The organism is Pseudoalteromonas maricaloris (assembly GCF_024746855.1).
GTDB classification, from domain to species: Bacteria; Pseudomonadota; Gammaproteobacteria; order Enterobacterales; family Alteromonadaceae; genus Pseudoalteromonas; species Pseudoalteromonas maricaloris.
Map to the genome: position 1 here is coordinate 1882073 of NZ_CP024625.1, position 18412 is coordinate 1900484.

General features: G+C 43.8%; 17 protein-coding genes. 13 read left to right on the forward strand and 4 right to left on the reverse strand.

Going from position 1 to position 18412, the window contains the following annotated elements; all coding sequences use genetic code 11:
* Position 1 precedes the first annotated feature (1 nt).
* Positions 2 to 1918, forward strand: a complete 1917-nt coding sequence (gene uup / locus CTT31_RS08150) for an ATP-binding cassette ATPase Uup (protein ID WP_211859762.1) — start codon at positions 2 to 4, stop codon at positions 1916 to 1918.
* 8 nt (positions 1919 to 1926) lie between these two features.
* The gene (locus CTT31_RS08155; RefSeq protein WP_211859763.1) at positions 1927 to 3651 is read left to right on the forward strand and encodes a DUF3466 family protein; all 1725 of its coding nucleotides are present in this window, start codon (positions 1927 to 1929) and stop codon (positions 3649 to 3651) included.
* Between the two features lie 116 nt (positions 3652 to 3767).
* Here the strand turns inward: CTT31_RS08155 and CTT31_RS08160 are convergent, their stop codons facing one another.
* The gene (locus CTT31_RS08160) at positions 3768 to 4277 is read right to left on the reverse strand and encodes a DUF2062 domain-containing protein (protein ID WP_010371507.1); all 510 of its coding nucleotides are present in this window, start codon (positions 4275 to 4277) and stop codon (positions 3768 to 3770) included.
* Between CTT31_RS08160 and CTT31_RS08165 the strand changes: the two genes are divergently transcribed.
* The 7 genes from CTT31_RS08165 to tcdA all read left to right on the forward strand — a co-directional run bounded on the left by CTT31_RS08165 (position 4278) and on the right by tcdA (position 11676).
* On the forward strand, positions 4278 to 6503 hold the full coding sequence (locus tag CTT31_RS08165) for a DNA internalization-related competence protein ComEC/Rec2 (protein ID WP_260492402.1): 2226 nt from the start codon (positions 4278 to 4280) through the stop codon (positions 6501 to 6503).
* Between the two features lie 62 nt (positions 6504 to 6565).
* Entirely contained in the window at positions 6566 to 8305 is a 1740-nt protein-coding gene (msbA, locus tag CTT31_RS08170; protein WP_211859764.1) for a lipid A export permease/ATP-binding protein MsbA, read from the forward strand.
* On the forward strand, positions 8306 to 9289 hold the full coding sequence (lpxK, locus tag CTT31_RS08175) for a tetraacyldisaccharide 4'-kinase (RefSeq protein ID WP_260492328.1): 984 nt from the start codon (positions 8306 to 8308) through the stop codon (positions 9287 to 9289).
* A complete protein-coding gene (locus tag CTT31_RS08180; protein ID WP_010371492.1) occupies positions 9279 to 9476 on the forward strand; it encodes a Trm112 family protein in 198 nt (65 codons plus the stop codon). The genes lpxK and CTT31_RS08180 overlap by 11 nt, the downstream gene beginning before the upstream one ends.
* Complete coding sequence (kdsB, locus tag CTT31_RS08185) at positions 9464 to 10225, forward strand: 3-deoxy-manno-octulosonate cytidylyltransferase (protein ID WP_211859766.1); 762 nt, start codon at positions 9464 to 9466, stop codon at positions 10223 to 10225. The genes CTT31_RS08180 and kdsB overlap by 13 nt, the downstream gene beginning before the upstream one ends.
* Positions 10212 to 10877 (forward strand): TIGR01621 family pseudouridine synthase, encoded by a 666-nt coding sequence (locus tag CTT31_RS08190; protein WP_260492329.1) that lies wholly within the window; start codon positions 10212 to 10214, stop codon positions 10875 to 10877. Before kdsB ends, CTT31_RS08190 begins: the two co-directional genes overlap by 14 nt.
* A 1-nt stretch (position 10878) precedes the next feature.
* Positions 10879 to 11676 carry a tRNA cyclic N6-threonylcarbamoyladenosine(37) synthase TcdA gene (tcdA, locus tag CTT31_RS08195; RefSeq protein ID WP_260492330.1) on the forward strand — a complete coding sequence of 266 codons (798 nt, stop codon included), beginning with the start codon at positions 10879 to 10881 and terminating at the stop codon, positions 11674 to 11676.
* A 29-nt stretch (positions 11677 to 11705) separates the two neighbouring features.
* On the opposite strand, the gene CTT31_RS08200 is transcribed toward tcdA, so the two are convergent.
* From CTT31_RS08200 to CTT31_RS08210, 3 genes are all read right to left on the reverse strand, one after another.
* Positions 11706 to 12113, reverse strand: a complete 408-nt coding sequence (locus CTT31_RS08200) for a SufE family protein (protein WP_069019088.1) — start codon at positions 12111 to 12113, stop codon at positions 11706 to 11708.
* A gap of 4 nt (positions 12114 to 12117) precedes the next feature.
* Positions 12118 to 13329 (reverse strand): aminotransferase class V-fold PLP-dependent enzyme, encoded by a 1212-nt coding sequence (locus tag CTT31_RS08205; protein ID WP_260492331.1) that lies wholly within the window; start codon positions 13327 to 13329, stop codon positions 12118 to 12120.
* A gap of 102 nt (positions 13330 to 13431) precedes the next feature.
* Positions 13432 to 14718, reverse strand: a complete 1287-nt coding sequence (locus tag CTT31_RS08210) for a citrate synthase (protein ID WP_010371472.1) — start codon at positions 14716 to 14718, stop codon at positions 13432 to 13434.
* A gap of 416 nt (positions 14719 to 15134) precedes the next feature.
* On the opposite strand from CTT31_RS08210, the gene sdhC reads away from it, so the two are divergent.
* The 4 genes from sdhC to CTT31_RS08230 are packed head-to-tail and all read left to right on the forward strand — an operon-like array spanning position 15135 to position 18353.
* Positions 15135 to 15512: a succinate dehydrogenase, cytochrome b556 subunit gene (gene sdhC / locus CTT31_RS08215; protein WP_125252744.1), complete on the forward strand. Its 378-nt coding sequence runs from the start codon at positions 15135 to 15137 to the stop codon at positions 15510 to 15512.
* Positions 15503 to 15850, forward strand: a complete 348-nt coding sequence (gene sdhD, locus CTT31_RS08220; protein WP_010371467.1) for a succinate dehydrogenase, hydrophobic membrane anchor protein — start codon at positions 15503 to 15505, stop codon at positions 15848 to 15850. The genes sdhC and sdhD overlap by 10 nt, the downstream gene beginning before the upstream one ends.
* Positions 15851 to 17623, forward strand: a complete 1773-nt coding sequence (gene sdhA, locus CTT31_RS08225) for a succinate dehydrogenase flavoprotein subunit (RefSeq protein WP_010371464.1) — start codon at positions 15851 to 15853, stop codon at positions 17621 to 17623.
* A gap of 10 nt (positions 17624 to 17633) precedes the next feature.
* Positions 17634 to 18353: a succinate dehydrogenase iron-sulfur subunit gene (locus CTT31_RS08230; protein WP_102056724.1), complete on the forward strand. Its 720-nt coding sequence runs from the start codon at positions 17634 to 17636 to the stop codon at positions 18351 to 18353.
* Positions 18354 to 18412 lie beyond the last annotated feature (59 nt).

The window sequence follows — 18412 nt, forward strand, 5'->3', positions numbered from 1 at the left end:
TATGGATCTCATTCGAATTGCTAAAGCCCAACTGGCTTTTGGCTCACACCCTATACTTGACCAAGCTGATGCCGTTATTGAATCAGGCGAGCGCGTTTGTATTGTGGGCCGAAACGGTGCCGGTAAATCAACGTTACTGAAAGTGCTTGATGATCAAGTGCAACTTGATGATGGTGAAATCAACCGTGTTGGTGGATTAAAAGTTTCAAGGCTAGAACAAGACCCACCAAAGGGCGCAAATGGCTCGGTCTTTGATTATGTTGCGAACGGTTTACCTGATGTTGCTGAGCTGCTCATTGAATTTCATGAAGTCAGTGAAAAACTACAAACCAGCCAGTCAGATAAATTGATGACCTCGCTTGAGCGCTTAACTCAGCGATTGGAAAGCGAAGATGCGTGGCGTTTTGAGTCACGGATCAAGCAAGTGCTTAGCCAGTTGCAATTAGATGCGAATATGCGCCTAGAAGAGCTCTCAGGTGGCTGGTTACGCAAAGTCGCGCTGGCCAAGGCGTTGGTGAGCGATCCAGACTTGCTGCTACTCGACGAGCCGACTAACCACCTTGATATGCAAAGTGTTATCTGGCTTGAGCAATTCCTGAAAGAGTTTAAGGGGGGGATCGTGTTTATTTCCCACGACCGTGCCTTTATTCGCGCAATGGCGACTCGAATTTTAGATTTAGACCGTGGCAAGTTGGTTTCATACCCTGGAGATTATGCGCAATATCTAGAACAAAAAGCCCATGATTTAAAAGTGGAAGAGCAACAGAATGCCTTGTTTGATAAAAAGCTTGCCGAAGAAGAAACCTGGATAAGGCAAGGGATCAAGGCCCGGCGAACTCGTAACGAAGGGCGTGTGCGAGCACTAAAAGCGCTTCGTGTTGAGCGCAAGCAACGCATCGAGCAGCAAGGTAAGACAGACTTCAACATCGAGACGGCGGATCGTTCCGGTAAGCTGGTCTTTGAAGCGAAACATTTAGACAAAGCATTCCAAGAAAAATGCATTGTGAAGGACTTTTCAACGCTGGTGATGCGTGGCGACCGTATTGGCTTGGTCGGTCCAAATGGAGCAGGTAAAACTACGCTGTTAAAAATGCTTTTTGGTGATATTAAACCTGACGCAGGCAGTGTAAAACAAGGCGTGAATCTGGAAGTTGCGTACTTCGATCAATACCGTGAAAAATTGGATGAAGAAGCAACTGTGCAGGATAATGTCGCAGAAGGTAAGCAAGAAGTAATGATGGGCGGCCGCTCGCGTCATGTACTTGGCTATCTGCAAGACTTTTTATTTCCGCCTGCGCGAGCTCGAACTCCTGTAAAGGCATTATCGGGCGGTGAAAAAAACCGCTTATTACTTGCTAAGCTCTTCCTTAAGCCTTCAAATATTATTGTGCTGGACGAACCGACCAACGACTTGGATATTGAGACGCTTGAACTACTTGAAGAAATCTTAAACCAATACCAGGGCACAGTGCTGGTCGTCAGCCACGACCGAGAGTTTATCGATAATACCTGTGGCAGTGTGTGGGCATTCGAAGGCGAAGGCCTAGTGACGGAAATTGTTGGCGGCTATAGTGATTTTGAGCTGTATCAGCAAAGACGAGAGCAGCAAAAGAAAGAAGTACAAAAGGTTCATCAAGAAAAGCAGCAACAGGCCGAGACTAAAAAGGCAGCTGCGCCTGCTCGTTCAAATAAGCTGAGTTACAAATTAAAACTTGAATTAGAGTCGTTGCCCAGTAAAGTAGAGGAACTTGAAGAGGCAGTGAACAAACAACAAACACTGGTCAGCGATCCAGACTTCTTTAAACAAGATCAAGAAACGACCCACAAGGCATTGAACCATTTGACTGAGCTAGAGTCGAAGCTGGAAGCCGCGTTTGAACGCTGGGAAGAACTAGAAGCATTACAGAATCAGCAGTAAGGATTAAAATGAAATTTAAACTTTTAGCCGCGAGTGTCGCCGTAGCCCTTTCACAACAGGCGGCCGCTGCCACCTATCAGTTAACTGAATTACCAAGACATGATAATAGCAAATATAGCTACGTGTCAGATGCCAATGAAGCTGGAGACGTGATTGGTCACGCTTCCAATTTATTTGGTGTAAAGATTGATGTGTCGTATATCGACTTCGATGATTCAACACTCAAAAATTATTACGACAGTACAAAAAAGCAGTACGAGCTGATCGAAGAAGAAATCACCTTCACATTAGAAGATATTCAAAACAATGATGCAGCTAATACGAATGCTCAAGCTCATGCATTTATGCTGTCTTATGTTATGAATTCAAGTAGAGTAGTTAGCCAAGAATATCAAAGAATTGAAAGAGCAATTTCTTTGACATATAACAATAATACCGCAGAAGAGTTTGTGGTATTTGATGAACAATCTCCTGATTATGAAGGACTCACTCGCTCGGTCACTAACTATCTTACAAGCATCGCAGAAGACGGTACAATAGTGGGCTGGGGTTCTGCACCTTTTAAAAAGATAACTTTTACTCCTGAGGGTGAAACAGAAGAAGAAACTTATTTTGTACGTGATTGGCGAAATAAAGGTATTTTAGTTACACCAGCTGGAGAGAAAATTAGGTTAGAGCCTGCCTTTACAGAATACGGCGGCCTTTCTCTTGCCACTGATATCAAACAAACCGCTGATGGCGGCTATATTGTTGTGGGGCAAAGTTCAACTTCGTTATCGCAAAGAGCAACAGAAAATATAGAAGATAGTTGTGATGGTGTGGATGAACCAGTCGATGTGTGTATTCAAAGGTTGACCTCGCCGTATCATACTCGAGCCTACAAGTGGACGTTTGATAACGATTTTAACTTAGTCAGTGCAACGGATCTTGGACTTGGTTTTACACCAGATGAAGATGATGATCGAGCCTATTCAAGCATGGCTGTGGCAACTAATGGGACGGGATTAACGGTTGGTTATTCTCGTGCACGTCGTCAAAGTAACGATGACCTTCTACCTTACGAACAAGCCGTTTACTTTACTAATAATGAAATTAAGCGTATTAAAGAGGTTGAGAGTTATATCGAATACAGCCAAGCGGTAGATGTGAACGACAATGGCACGATTGTTGGTGTGTTTGGACGTTTTACTGGTAGTTCAAGAGATTATGACTCAACAGGTTTTTATTTTAATGCGAATACCGCTGAGTTCAAAGAAATGCCTGCATACTTCGAGGGTTCGGCGACAGCAATCACAGATATCAACAATAATGGCTTTGTTGTAGGTCAAGGTGTTACAGAAAAGAGTGGTTCTAACCGTCGTCGCGAAGCGTTTTTATATGAAATTGGCGCAGAAAAACTAGTGAATATAAACTCACTTCTTCCTTGTAAGAACGATTCTTTCCCTTACACCATTGCAGAAGCTGTGAAGATCACTGATGACAACAAGATATATGCGATTGCGACCAAAACGGTTGAAAGACGCAATACATTGGGTGAAATTGAGAAGGACAGTAAGGGCGAGACTGAGTATGAGTCGGTAAGTTTACCTGTTCTACTTACCCCAATTTCTGGTGAACCAGAAAACTGTACACCACCTGAGGCAGAAACATATGAGCGTCAATCTGCAAGCTGGTCTTGGCTTAGTTTACTCGCGTTACCACTAGTGGCGCTGAGAAGACGTCGTAAAGCCTAAAGTACAATTTAGACGATAAAAAAGCCCGGAAGGGCTTTTTTTGTGTTTGAAAAGAAATATTAGCAAATTCAATTCGATATTTTGTTCAACCGGTACAAATCTTAACTATACTGGTATTAGCCTTGGCCGCGGCTTTGCCATGCTTTATTCACTGAACGTCGCCATAGGTAATCGATACCGAAAAAGCCGATAATAGCGGCAAGTGTTGCGCAGATCAAAGAGCCGACGATAAATGCAGGCCCAATCGTTGTTAGGCTTTGTGCAAGCCATTCCCAACTCGCCTCAAAATGGAATGGCTGTTGTTCTTGGCCAAGGGCAAATACACCGACTAAGTAAGAGCAATAAAATATCGGCGGCATCGTGAGTGGATTAGTGATCCAAACGAGAGCAATAGACAAAGGCAAGTTGACGCGAAATGGAATCGCAAGTGCTGCTGCCAGTACCATTTGAAAAGGAACAGGGATGAATGCGAAAAATAGCCCCACCGAGAATGCGCCACGTGCTGAGCGCCGGTTTAAATGCCAGAGGTTGGCATCATGCAGTAACTTCCCAAAGATTTTTAATGATTTCTGTTGTTTGATTTTATTATGATCAGGTAAAAAGCGTTGAATCGTTTTTTTCGCCATTTGCAGCTGCCATCTACTTGGATTCTGATATGTTTTGGAATAATTCTAGGTTGCTTCAGTGCGGTATTTCTTCTCGACAATTGGCGATTAGCCGCAATAAGCATATTCCTCTACTTCATGGGCCGCTATTCTAAGCTTTTTTGTCCTATATTGGCAGGATTTATTTTAGGGATTTCCATTGTTCTTAGCCATTACTTTGTTTTTTATCAGCTAAAAATACCAGAAATGTGGCAATCGCAGCTTGTTACTGCTTCGGGTAAAGTTATTGAGGTTGATAATTCTGTGATTGGTGAAGCGTTAAAGGTAAAGCTAGAGCAAGTTGAAGGCTACCAGTTTGCGCGTTGGCGTACGGTAAATGCAAAGCTTTATCGTGATTCATCAACGCCTATGTTGACAGTTGGTGACCACATTGAATTTACGGTGAAGCTTAAGCGTTATCGTAGCCGAGCTAATATCGGACTTTTTAACGCTGAATTGCACGCGTTTAGAAAGCATATGTATTTCAAGGGCAGTATCAAAACAATCAATTTGTTAGTGAAGGACACTACGTGGCGTGATAATTACCGCTTATTCATAGATAAAAAGCTCAATGGGCTCAGCTATGCTTGGCTGTATTATATTTTATTAACAGGCGATACAAGCAAAGTCGACTTCGAAAACAAAACACAATTTAGAAGTCTTGGTTTGAGCCATCTGTTAGCGATTTCAGGGCTTCATATCGGAATGGTATTTGCAATCGCGTTTTTGCTGATAAAAGTCGTGCTGCATTGTGCCCCGGTAATAATCTCCCAAGCAGCCAACTTGCATCAGTGGTGTTTAGTTTTTGCGTTACTGTTGTGTTTTGGGTACGTCATTCTCTGCGGCTACAGTGTATCGGCGACTCGAGCTGTGATCATGGCAATGGTATGGGTTGCATGTTACCTCTTTGCCGTGCGCCTTAAAGCACTTCAGGTGTTAACGGCTGCGTTGACAATCGTCTTAGTGGTAGACCCGTTTTCACTACTCAATCCTGGTTTATATTATTCCTTTTTTGCGGTAGCTATTATCGTAACGTTAGTGACAAAAGTTGGCCGAGGTTTAGGTGCGAAACTGCTTGCGTTAATTAAGTTGCAGCTTGCGTTATTTATCTGTCTGTTGCCACTCAACCTCTATTTTTTTTCTGGTGCGAGCATCATTTCATTGGCTGCGAATATCATAGTGATCCCGTTGGTTTCTGCCGTTGTATTTCCGCTACTACTGCTTCATGTTACTGCGTTGCACGCTATTGGTTGGCAACTTCCACTTCATCTAGTTGATAGTGGGTTAGTGGTTCTGTTTGAGCTATTGCAAAACTCTCCAGTAAGTTGGGTAGATATACCCAGCGTTTCGTCCGTGTTTCTCATAACCAGCTACTTAAGTGCGTTGTTGCTGTTTTTATTCAGAAATTGTTTTGGTTTATTACCTATATTAATTTTCCTCGTTCAGTATCTATTTCGAGCCTCTCCGCTATGGCAAGTCGATATTTTTGACGTCGGTCACGGAACCGCTGTATTGGTTTCTCGCAATAACAAAGGGCTGCTCTATGATGTGGGGGCCAAGTATTTTGGCTATTTTTCAATGTTTGAGTTTGTGATCAAACCCTATCTTTTGAATAATCGAATTACGCTACAAGATACCATCATTAGTCATAACGATGGTGACCATAATGGTGGCGTTGACGACCTCGTTGCCTTTGATGGCGGGAAATCGTTACAGCGTTTTCACCCCGCAAGTGCTGCTGATAGCTGTGTGCTTGGAACACATCAATTTCAAGGGCTAGACATATCAGTGATCTGGCCTCAAGAAATGTCGAACAATGACAACAATAATTCTTGTGTAGTTAGTATCTCTGATGGGCAGTTTACGCTTTTATTACCAGGAGATATTGAGAAAGTCACTGAAACTAAGTTACTTGATCTAGAAAAAGAGGCACTCAAGGCCGATATATTACTGGTTCCACACCATGGTAGTGGCAGCTCTTCGAGCGAGCAGTTTATTCAAGCGGTTGACCCAGATATTGCGATATTTTCTCGTGCCTTTTATTCGCCTTGGAAAATTCCCAATGAGAAAGTGATTGAAAGATACCAAAGAGTAGGGAGCACACTATTGGATACTGCCTTAGATGGCCATATAAAGATCTCAATTTTTGCTCAAGAAATTACAGTTGAACGAGCTCGGGAAGTGGAAAATTACTGGTTTCTCAGATAATCCATTCAGTTTTAACGATTTGAAAGTTACAATAATGCCATATAGAAAAGTAGAGGCTGGCAATGCAACCAACCGACAAGCAGATTTACGCTAGATTATTTAGCTATGTAAAAGACTTTAAACTCGCTGCCATATTTTCAGTAATTGGCATGATAGGGTACGCTGCGATGGACGCTTCGTTCGTTGCGCTAATGGATCCGTTTATCGATGAGGGCCTCACTGCAGGGAATCGCGATGTACTAAAACTGGCTCCCTTTGTTGTCATCGCGTTAGTTATTGGACGTGGTATCTTTAACTACATGGCATCGTATTGCTTGTCTTATGTTGGGTCTCAGGTTGTGCGTGCGTTGCGACAGCAACTATTTGAACATATGTTGTATCTACCTGTGTCGTTTCATGATCAACATTCTAATGGTGAATTGATATCAAAAATCACTTTTGATACTGAACAAGTACAGCAAGCCGTCACTAAGGCGCTTCAAGTGCTGATCCGTGAAGGTGCATTTGTATTTTTCTTACTCATCACTATGTTTTATGCAAGTTGGCAGCTATCGCTCATTTTCTTAGTTGTGGTACCAATCGTGGCGGTGATAGTCACAGTAGTATCCAAGCGTTTTAAGAAAATCTCCAAGAATATTCAAGATGCGATGGGAGAAGTGACGAAAAGCTCTGAGCAAATGATGGCGGGTCATAAAGTCATCCATGGCTTTGGTGGTCAAGATAAAACCATCTCTCACTTTGCTAAAGTTAATAATCATAATCGTCAGCAACGCGTAAAAATGGACGCGACTAAAGCGCTGAGCGTGTCTATCATCCAAATCATAGCGGCGAGCGCAATGGCGGTGATACTCGCGATTGTTGCGATGCCTTCTATGGTAGATAAAATTTCATCGGGCACCTTTGTCACTTTGATCACCTCTATGATGATGATGCTGCGTCCTTTAAAACAACTTGCCAATGTAAATAGTGACCTGCAACGCGGGATCTCTGCGGCGAAAAGTGTGTTTGCGGTGATTGATCTTGAAAAAGAAAAGGACACTGGCACTCAGTCCTTATCTCGTGCTCAAGGTAACCTACAAGTCAAAGACTTAACTTTTACTTATCCATCTAAAAACGATCCGGTAATTGAGTCATTAAACCTTGAAATCAAAGCCGGGCAGAGTATCGCGTTGGTGGGTAGAAGTGGCTCAGGAAAATCAACGATTTCTAATCTTTTACCGCGTTACTATGATATTGAAGCGGGCAGTATAGAGTTAGACGGCACGAATATAAATGATTACCAGCTTGCGGATCTACGCGCGCAGTTTTCCATCGTGTCGCAGCAAGTGGTGTTGTTTAATGACTCCATTGCAAACAATATAATGTACTCGTTAAAGCAACCCTTATCGCAAGAAGCCCTAGAAAAAGTCGTAAAACAAGCCCACGTTTGGGAATTTGTTAAAGATCTTCCTGAGGGCCTAAATACTGTTGTTGGTGAAAATGGCGTAATGCTTTCTGGCGGACAACGACAACGTATCGCCATCGCGCGTGCTATTGTGAAAGATGCACCTATCCTTATTTTAGATGAAGCCACATCAGCATTAGACACAGAATCTGAGCGTTTGATCCAACAAGCGTTGGAAGAGCTGATGGCTGATAAAACAACCATAGTAATTGCCCATCGGTTATCGACAATCGAGCGTTGTGACTGCATCTATGTGCTAGATAAAGGCAAGATCATCGAACAAGGCAAGCATGCTGAATTAGTCGCGCAGGAAGGGGTTTATCATGCACTTTGCAAAATGCAGTTTGGTGAGCAATAAATGGCATCAAAAATAGAGCAAAGTTGGTATAAAAAACCGGGACTACTAACACTATTATTGCTTCCGCTAAGCCTGTTATTTGGACTTATTAGCTCGGTGAGAAAGGGGCTTTATAAACTCGGTATTTGCCCCGCGTACCGCTCGCCTGTTCCGGTTATTATTGTCGGTAACATCAGTGTGGGCGGTAATGGCAAAACGCCATTTGTGCTTTGGTTAGTCCCTTTTCTTGAAAAGCTTGGTTTTAAGGTTGGGGTGATCAGTCGAGGCTACGGTGCGAAACCCAGTTCAACTCCGTTTTTAGTCACTGAAGCGACCTCAACGGAAGAGGGCGGTGATGAACCTTGTTTACTCGCCAAGCGGTTGAAATGCCCAGTGATGATTGGTGCTGATAGACAAGCCAGTATCGAGAAATTATTAGATAATAGCGATGTAAACATCATCGTCAGCGACGATGGGCTACAGCACTATAAATTGGCACGAGATATTGAGTTCTGTATTGTTGATGCTGAGCGACGCTTTGGTAATGGCTTATGGATGCCTGCAGGGCCGCTTAGGGAATTACCTAAGCGTATTCAGAGTGTCGATCTTGCCGTATATAATGGTGGATGCGAAAGTTACTCCTATACGCTAGAGGCGGTTGGTTTTTTTCGTGTTACAGATGATAGTCCGGCATCCAACATAGAAATGGTTGGTGCTTCAGTCTGCGCTATCGGCAACCCCGCGCGATTTGAAAATACGCTCCGAGATAGGGGGATTGTTCTGAGTGAAAGTCTACATTTTGCGGACCATCATCCATATCAAGCGTCCGAATTCTCGCAAATTGAAAACGGCGCTATTTTTATGACAGAGAAAGATGCGGTAAAGTGTCGCACATTTGCAAAAGATAATTGGTATTACCTCAAAGTAGATGCCAAACCTACATCAGCGCTTGAAAAAGCGGTATTAAATTTACTTAAAAAGAAAGAGATTTATCATGGCCTTTGATACCAAATTACTAGAAATAATTGCCTGCCCAGTATGTAAAGGCAAATTAAGATATGACAAAGAAAACAAAGAGTTGATCAGCACAGCAGCCAAGCTTGCGTATCCAATTAAAGACGATATTCCTGTGTTATTGGAAAACGAAGCGCGCGAGCTGAGCAGTGATGAGGTTGAGCAGTGGAATTCGTAGTCGTCATTCCGGCGCGTTATGCTTCAAGCCGGCTGCCTGGTAAACCGCTTGCTGATATCGGCGGCAAATCAATGATCCAGCGTGTTTACGAACAGGCTATTCAATCTGGCGCGGCAGCGGTTTATATCGCAACCGATCACAGTGCGGTATTTGAGGCTGCGCAAAACTTCACTGATAATGTGCTCATGACGCGTGAAGATCACCAATCAGGTACTGAGCGACTCGCCGAAGTTGTTGAACAACTGGAGCTGAACGAACAAACCTTGGTGGTTAATGTACAAGGTGATGAGCCACTGCTAGAGCCTGATAACATCGCACAAGTGGCAGCACTACTGCATCATTCTGATGCACCGATGGCGACGCTATGCGTCGATGTGGAAGATGTAGAAGAGGTGTTAAATCCGAATGCAGTGAAAGTGGTGTCTGATCTTCAAGACAACGCACTGTATTTCTCTCGCTCGTCTATTCCGTTTCAGCGTAACAGCATGTTAACGCTCGACAAAAATAGCATTCCAGTGAGCCATTTTAAACGTCATGTTGGCATATATGCCTATCGTGCGGGCTTTATTCAAACCTATTTATCGCTAAGTGTTTCACCGCTAGAGGTGCAAGAGTCACTAGAGCAGCTACGTGTGCTGTATCATGGATACAAAATTAAGGTCGCTAAAGCGGTTAAGCCGGTGCATGCTGGAGTGGATACCCCCGAAGATTTGGCACGGGTTCAAGAGATACTGAATGGAAAAGTTTAATCTCATTGCGGACGAGGTAGACTATGTGGTTGCATACAAACCACAAGGTTTGAGCTTCCATAGTGAGGACGGTGCAGGTTTTGTTGCCTTACTGACGGAGCAACTAGGCTATCCCTTATTTGCGGTTCACCGCCTCGATAAAGTCACGTCGGGACTCATCCTTTTAGCGAAGTCTAGCGAGGCTGCAAAGCAGCTGACGAGCCTGTTTTCCGCTCGAAAAATAGACAAATTTTACCTGGCGTTAGTTAGTGCGAAACCGAAGAAAAAGCAAGGTTGGATAAAAGGCGATATGGCTAAGTCGCGCAGAGGCACCTATAAACTGATTAAAACTAAGCTAAATCCTGCGGTGACTCGATTTTATTCATGCTCTGTTGCGACCAACCTACGCGCTTGTATCGTTAAGCCGTTTAGCGGTAAAACACACCAAATTCGGGTGGCACTAAAAAGCATCGGTGCGCCAATTTTAGGTGATTTAGCCTATAGTGGAGAGCCTGCAGATAGAACGTATCTTCACGCATTTTGCCTTGAATTTGAGTGGCAAGGTAACCATCAACACTATCAAGCGGCGCCTGAAGGTGATGGTGCATTTGGCCATTTATTGGCACATGAAATCTTTGCAAGTTGGCAAAATCCAAGTCAATTAGAGTGGTAACATGACTGATTCGAATAGAGAACTAAGATTTGGCGGCATTGGTCGGTTATACGGTAACGCCGAGTTAGAAGCATTAAGTAAAGCACACTTTTGTGTCATTGGTATTGGTGGCGTTGGCAGTTGGGCTGTAGAAGCGTTAGTGAGAACGGGTATAGGTAAAATTACGCTTATCGATATGGACGATATTTGTGTAACCAACATTAACCGTCAGTTACATGCTCATAGCGAAAGCATCGGGATGCAAAAGATTGAAGCAATGCGAGATCGCTGTCTTGCGATTAACCCAGATTGTGAAGTTACCCTGATCGATGATTTTCTGATGTTAGATAACATTAGAAACTACATTCAAGGCTTTGATTATGTTATTGACTGTATCGACGCGGTTAAAGAGAAAGCGGCGCTAATCGCGCATTGTAAGCGCAAGAAAATACCGGTGATCACTACAGGTGGTGCAGGCGGTCAAACCGATCCGAGCCAGATCCAGTATGGGGATGTGGCAAAGACGACCCATGATCCGCTGCTGGCAAAAGTACGTTATATTCTCAGAAAACAATATAACTTTAGCGATAATCCAAAACGTAAATTTGGCGTCGATTGTGTGTATTCTACAGAGCAGCTCGTTTACCCAAGTACCGATGGCACTGTGTGCAAAGCAAAGCAACAAGCTGAAGGTGGGAAAAATATGGACTGCGCGACCGGGTTTGGCTCTGCTGCTATGGTAACTGGAAGTTTTGGTTTTTTTGCGGCGTCCAAAGCAATACGTAAGTACCTAGATAAACAAAGCAAAAGCAGCGAATAAGTGTGCTCGTTTGAGCACCTTATATCACGTTATTTTAATATCTCTGCCTGCACTTGGATCTGTTCAACAATCGCACGTATACCATTACCCCTAGATGGGCTTAGGTGAGCAATTAATCCAAGCGACTCAAACAGTTCATAAGCATTAAACTGGTTTGCTTGTTCTGGCGTTTTACCTGCGTACGCTGCAATGATGATTGCAAGTAATCCTTTGACAATGCGCGTATCTGAGTCAGCAATAAGTACGAGCTGCTGCGCGCTTTCATCTAAGTCCAGATAGAGCCAAACTTTACTGTCACAGCCTGACACTAATGCTGAGTCGACTTTCAGTGCATCAGGAAGAGTTGGAAGTTGTTTACCTAGCAGCATAATTTCACGATATTTGGCTTGCCAGCCATGACTTTCAGATAATTTTTTTGTGATATGTTCGATATTCATAAGTTTAATCTAGCAATTCGATTGTGGCATTTAATGCATTAATAAAATGCTCAATATCATCTTGGTTATTATAAAAAGCCAAACTTGCACGTACTGTCCCGTTAACCTTGAGCATTTTCATAAGAGGTTGAGTACAATGGTGTCCGCTTCTGACTGCTACGCCGTATGTATTGAGTAGTGTGGCAAGATCGTAGTGGTGCTCGCTTTTATAGTTAAAACTGACTACGCCAACATTGTTTTGTGTATCGCCATAAACCGTGATGCCATCGATCTGTCTTAGCTTTTCTAAAAGGGAGTGATAGAGCGCTTGCTCGTATCGTTGAAGTGCACTGGGATCAATCTCGTTTACATAATCTATCGCTGCGGCAAAACCGATAACGCCAGAAATATTGGGCGTGCCGGGCTCAAACTTGCCAGGTGCCTCTCTATAGCTGGAACGCTCGAAGCTCACTTCTTTTATCATTTCGCCGCCGGTTTTATATACGGGGAGCGCATTTAGTTGCTGGTATTTACCATAAAGTCCGCCGACACCTGTTGGTCCAAGCGCTTTATGAGCTGAAAAAACATAAAAGTCGCAATCCAGCGCTTTCAGATCAGGTCTTAAATGCAGTAAAGACTGTGCGCCGTCGATAACCGTGATGGTACCTAAGGCATTGCAAACCGAAATGAGCGACTCAATTGGATGAATATTCCCAAGTGCGTTTGAAACATGGCCCATCGCTAACACATCAGGTTTATGCTGCTTTAACATCGCAATTGCGCCTTGCTCATCGAGGACGCCGGCTAACATAGGTAACACCAGTAAAGTTGCGCCGGTACGCTGACAAGCTTCTTGCCAAGGCACTATGTTAGCGTGATGTTCAAAGGGACTGATGGCAATGACGCTGTCTGAATTTAAGCGTGCACTCAGGCCATGAGCCACCAAGTTTAGTGATTCAGTTGCGCCGCTGGTCCATACGATTTCTCGTGTTTCAACATTTAAAAAATTGGCAATTGTTTCTCGGGCACTTTCGTAGCGAACAGTGGCGTTTTCACTAAGCGTGTGTAAACCTCTATGTACGTTTGAATTCTCATCTTGATAAAAAGTTTTTATGACATCAATGACTTTGTTCGGTTTTTGCGCAGTTGCAGCAGAGTCAAGATAGCAAAGCGGCTGTCCATCAAGTTGTTTGTTCAAAATTGGAAAGTCGTTGCGCAGAGATTGGATGTCAGTCATAACGTACCTGAGTTAATTGAGCAGCGCGATTCTAACGAATACGCGGCGATATTAAAACAAAAAAGGCCGCATTAAGCGGCCTTTTCAAACACAATAACGAGATTATCTGTCGTTTTGTGTTTTGTAGTCGCGAGACGTGTAGCCTTTGTAAAGCTGACGCGGACGACCAATTTTGTGTCCTGGCTGAGAAAGCATTTCGTTCCAGTGTGAAATCCAGCCCACAGTACGAGACATCGCGAAGATAACCGTAAACATGCTTGTTGGAATACCGATTGCTTTAAGAATGATACCAGAATAGAAGTCTACATTCGGGTATAGTTTCTTCTCGATGAAGTAAGGGTCTTCTAGGGCGATCTGTTCAAGTTTCATTGCTACGTCAAGCAGTGGATCTTGAATGTTTAGCTCTTTAAGTACTTCGTGGCACGTTTGACGCATTACTGTCGCGCGTGGGTCAAAGTTTTTATAAACGCGGTGACCAAAGCCCATTAGACGGAACGGATCGTTCTTATCTTTTGCTTTTGCAACGTACTCGTCAATACGATCAACAGAACCAATTTCTTCAAGCATAGTTAAACATGCTTCGTTTGCGCCGCCGTGTGCAGGGCCCCAAAGTGATGCAATACCTGCCGCGATACACGCGTAAGGGTTTGCACCTGAAGAGCCAGCAAGACGAACTGTTGAAGTTGACGCGTTTTGCTCGTGATCTGCGTGAAGCATGAAAATACGATCCATTGCTTTAGCAAGTACAGGGCTGACGTTGTAGTCTTCAGCTGGCACAGAGAACATCATGTGAAGGAAGTTTTCTGCGTAGCTCAAGTCGTTACGTGGATATACGAACGGTTGGCCAACGTTATATTTGTACGCCATTGCAGCAATTGTTGGTAGCTTAGCTACTAATTTGATTGCACAACGCATACGTTGATCTTCATCAGAAATGTCCAAATCTGAGTGGTAGAACGAAGATAACGCACCAACTACACCACATAGCATTGCCATAGGGTGTGCATCTACACGGAAGCCTTGGAAAAACGCAGCAATCTTCTCGTGCATCATTGTGTTGCGAGTGATCTCATCTGAGAACTCAGCTAGTTGTTCTTCGCTTGGTAATTCACCGTTTAATAGTAGGTAGCAAAGTTCAATATAGTTAGAATTTTCAGCAAGTTGCTCAATTGGATAACCGCGATGAAGCAGTACACCTTTGGCACCGTCAATGTAAGTGATAGACGAGTCACAAGAGGCAGTCGACATAAATCCTGGGTCATACGTAAATAGGCCGTGAGCACCTAAAGAACGAACGTCAACTACGTCTTGACCAGCTGTACCTTCGTAAATTGGTAACTCAATCGGATCGTGACCATCAATATGGACTGTGGCTTTTTTATCTGCCATCTATTTGTCTCCTATTTAATAACAATATTCTGATTGTTATGTTGTGATACTAATGTTAAGCAAATTCAGATCATTCTAACTTATAACCTAGGTTAAAAGTCAATTTTTCTGTGATTTATGCATAAATGTATAATAAATATTCTACGGCGATTAAATATTAGACCATTCGCTAATTCGCAAGCGTCTCTATCTAAACAAGAATTGTAAAAGGGCGCATAGCCTTATATACTGTCAACGGTTTTATACCGTATCGTCTGTGGGTAAACCTATTTTTACATCAATTTTTACACTCGAGTGAACTTTTTGGTGTCCTAATTGGTTTATCTAGAGTGTGCCACCTACATTTGCAATATGTAGGTGGGTTTCATAAAAACAAGTAGATGAGCTCCTTTGTGGGCAAAGATGGGCAAGTAACTGTGAAAAAGCAAAGACCTGTAAATCTAGATCTTACGACTATATCTATGCCACCAACGGCTAAAGCGTCGATTCTTCACCGTGTCACCGGTGTCGCTTTCTTCTTCGCTTTGACCTTTGTGATTTGGGCTTGGTCTGAATCCCTTTCTTCTCCTGAAGGCTTCGAGTTTGTAAAAGAACTGATGTCTGGCTTTATCGCGAAATTCATCGCGTGGGGCACCCTAACTGTATTGTCTTACCACATCATCGGTGGTATCCGTCACATGATCCAGGATATGGGACATTGGGAAGAATTAGAATCAGGCAACAATAGCGCGAAGATTGCACTAGCACTTTGGGTTATCGTAGCAATTTTGGCTGGAGTATGGATATGGTCTTAAATCAAGCGACTCTAAAGCGTGATGGCGTACAAGACTACGTGTCACTACGTACAACTGCGTTAATTATCCTAGCTTACGCGGTATTCATCGTAGGCTATCTTCTAATTACTCCTGAACTGACTTATGAAGCTTGGTCAGGGTTGTTCTCAAACTTAGCTGTGAAAGCAGCAACGATGATCACACTAGTATGCATCATGGTACATACACGCATCGGTTTGTGGCAGGTTCTAACTGACTACGTTAAGAACTCAACAACTCGCACTATTCTTGGCTTTGTATTAAACCTTATGGCTTTAGCTTACGTAGCTATTGGTCTGTTTGTTCTGTGGGGTGTTTAAGTGAAATATAACGTACGTGAATTTGACGCAGTTGTAGTCGGTGCAGGCGGTGCGGGTATGCGCGCGGCACTTGCTATCTCGGAATCAGGCAAAACTTGTGCTCTTATTTCAAAAGTTTTTCCAACTCGTTCTCATACAGTATCAGCACAGGGTGGTATCACCGTTGCGCTAGGTAACTCTCACGAGGACAACTGGGAATGGCACATGTACGATACGGTTAAAGGTTCTGATTACATCGGTGACCAAGACGCTATCGAGTACATGTGTAAAACAGGTCCAGAAGCTATCACTGAACTTGAGAACATGGGTCTACCTTTCTCTCGTTTTGAGAACGGCCGCGTATATCAGCGTCCTTTCGGTGGTCAGTCGAAAAACTTTGGTGGCGAGCAAGCTGCACGTACAGCAGCCGCAGCGGACCGGACTGGTCACGCGTTGCTACACTGCCTATATCAGCAAAACGTTAAAAACAAAACAAACGTTTTCTCTGAGTGGTATGCACTAGATCTAGTAAAAAATGACAATGGCGATGTAGTGGGTGTCACCGCAATCGACATCGAGTCAGGTGAAATCACTTATTTCAAATCAAAAGCAGTTGTCCTCGCAACTGGTGGTGCGGGTCGTATTTTCGCATCAACAACTAACGCGCACATCAACACGGGTGACGGCGTTGGTATGGCGGTTCGTGCTGGCATTTCAATGCAAGACATGGAAATGTGGCAGTTCCACCCAACGGGTATCGCAGGTGCGGGTGTACTAGTAACAGAAGGTTGTCGTGGTGAAGGTGGTTACCTTCTAAATAAAGATGGCGAGCGCTTCATGGAGCGTTATGCGCCAAACGCGAAAGACCTAGCGTCACGTGACGTTGTTGCACGTTCAATGATGACTGAGATCCGTGAAGGTCGTGGTTGTGATGGTCCTTGGGGTCCGCACATCAAGCTGAAGCTTGACCACTTAGGTGCTGAGACACTTAACTTACGTCTTCCTGGCGTTTGTGATCTAGCGAAGACATTCGCACACGTAGACCCAGCAGAAGAGCCAATTCCAGTAATCCCAACTTGTCACTACATGATGGGTGGTGTACCAACTAACGTTAACGGTCAAGTGCTAAACGTAGACGGTCAAGGTAACGAAAAGATCGTTGAAGGTCTATTCGCAGTAGGTGAGATTGCGTGTGTATCTGTACACGGTGCAAACCGTCTAGGTGGTAACTCACTGCTTGACCTTGTCGTATTTGGTCGTGCGGCGGGCAACTTCCTTGGTACTTACTTGAAAGATGCTGAAATCGCTAAAGAAGCAAGCAACGATAACGTAGACGCAGCACTTGCGCGTACTAACCGTTGGGAAACTTCTGCGAAAGGTCAGGGTGAAGATCCTGTACAAATCAAGAAAGATCTACAACGTTGTATGCAGCTTAACTTCTCGGTATTCCGTGAAGGTGACGCAATGGCTGAAGGTCTTAAAGAACTTAAAGAAATTCGTGAGCGTCTACAGTACGCACGTCTTGACGATAAGTCTGCTGAATTCAACACGCAACGTATTGAGTGTCTAGAGTTAGATAACTTGATGGAAACAGCGTACTCGACAGCGGTTGCTGCGAACTTCCGTACGGAAAGTCGTGGTGCACACTCTCGCTTCGATTACCCAGAGCGTGATGATGAAAACTGGTTGTGTCACTCGATTTACAACCCAGAGTCTGAGTCTATGAGTAAGCGTGAAGTTAACTACGCGCCTAAGACTCGTGAAGCATTCCCACCGAAAGCACGTACATACTAGGAGCTAAGCGATGGCAACTTTAGAATTATCTGTTTATCGTTATAATCCTGATGAAGATGCGGCACCACGCATGCAAGACTATTCTCTAGAAGTAGAGGAAGGTCGTGACATGATGGTGTTAGATGCTCTTATGCAGTTAAAAGAGCAAGATCCATCTTTATCTTTCCGTCGTTCATGCCGTGAAGGGGTATGTGGTTCTGACGGTATTAATATGAATGGTAAAAATGGTCTTGCATGTATTACTCCAATTTCTGCTTTGCAGAACGGTGGTAAAGGCAAGGTCGTCATTCGTCCATTACCAGGTCTTCCGGTGATCCGTGACTTAGTAATCGACATGAGCCAGTTCTATACGCAATACGAGAAGGTTAAGCCATTCTTGATCAACGACAAGCCAACTGGTGGTGAAGAACGTCTTCAGTCTATTGAAGAACGTGAAAAGCTAGATGGCCTGTACGAATGTATTCTTTGTGCATGTTGTTCAACGTCTTGTCCTTCTTTCTGGTGGAACCCAGATAAGTTCATCGGTCCTGCGGGTCTTCTACATGCTTATCGTTTCTTGGCTGATAGCCGCGATACAGCGACAGAAGAACGTCTTGCTGGTCTTGATGACGCGTTCAGCGTATTCCGCTGTCACAGTATTATGAACTGTGTTAGCGTATGTCCAAAAGGCCTTAATCCAACTAAGGCAATTGGACAAATTAAATCAATGTTGTTAAACCGTTCGGTATAACACATACTACTAGCTAAGATGGCAAGCAAAAGCTTGCCATCTTGTTTTCGTTTGAGTTT

What these genes read in the sequence shown, in the direction of transcription:
- uup (WP_211859762.1), top strand. Translation starts at nt 2, where the DNA reads ATGGATCTCATTCGAATTGCTAAAGCCCAACTGGCTTTTGGCTCACAC.
- CTT31_RS08155 (WP_211859763.1), top strand. Translation starts at nt 1,927, where the DNA reads ATGAAATTTAAACTTTTAGCCGCGAGTGTCGCCGTAGCCCTTTCACAA.
- CTT31_RS08160 (WP_010371507.1), bottom strand. Translation starts at nt 4,277, where the DNA reads ATGGCGAAAAAAACGATTCAACGCTTTTTACCTGATCATAATAAAATC.
- msbA (WP_211859764.1), top strand. Translation starts at nt 6,566, where the DNA reads ATGCAACCAACCGACAAGCAGATTTACGCTAGATTATTTAGCTATGTA.
- lpxK (WP_260492328.1), top strand. Translation starts at nt 8,306, where the DNA reads ATGGCATCAAAAATAGAGCAAAGTTGGTATAAAAAACCGGGACTACTA.
- CTT31_RS08180 (WP_010371492.1), top strand. Translation starts at nt 9,279, where the DNA reads ATGGCCTTTGATACCAAATTACTAGAAATAATTGCCTGCCCAGTATGT.
- CTT31_RS08190 (WP_260492329.1), top strand. Translation starts at nt 10,212, where the DNA reads ATGGAAAAGTTTAATCTCATTGCGGACGAGGTAGACTATGTGGTTGCA.
- tcdA (WP_260492330.1), top strand. Translation starts at nt 10,879, where the DNA reads ATGACTGATTCGAATAGAGAACTAAGATTTGGCGGCATTGGTCGGTTA.
- CTT31_RS08200 (WP_069019088.1), bottom strand. Translation starts at nt 12,113, where the DNA reads ATGAATATCGAACATATCACAAAAAAATTATCTGAAAGTCATGGCTGG.
- CTT31_RS08205 (WP_260492331.1), bottom strand. Translation starts at nt 13,329, where the DNA reads ATGACTGACATCCAATCTCTGCGCAACGACTTTCCAATTTTGAACAAA.
- CTT31_RS08210 (WP_010371472.1), bottom strand. Translation starts at nt 14,718, where the DNA reads ATGGCAGATAAAAAAGCCACAGTCCATATTGATGGTCACGATCCGATT.
- sdhD (WP_010371467.1), top strand. Translation starts at nt 15,503, where the DNA reads ATGGTCTTAAATCAAGCGACTCTAAAGCGTGATGGCGTACAAGACTAC.
- CTT31_RS08230 (WP_102056724.1), top strand. Translation starts at nt 17,634, where the DNA reads ATGGCAACTTTAGAATTATCTGTTTATCGTTATAATCCTGATGAAGAT.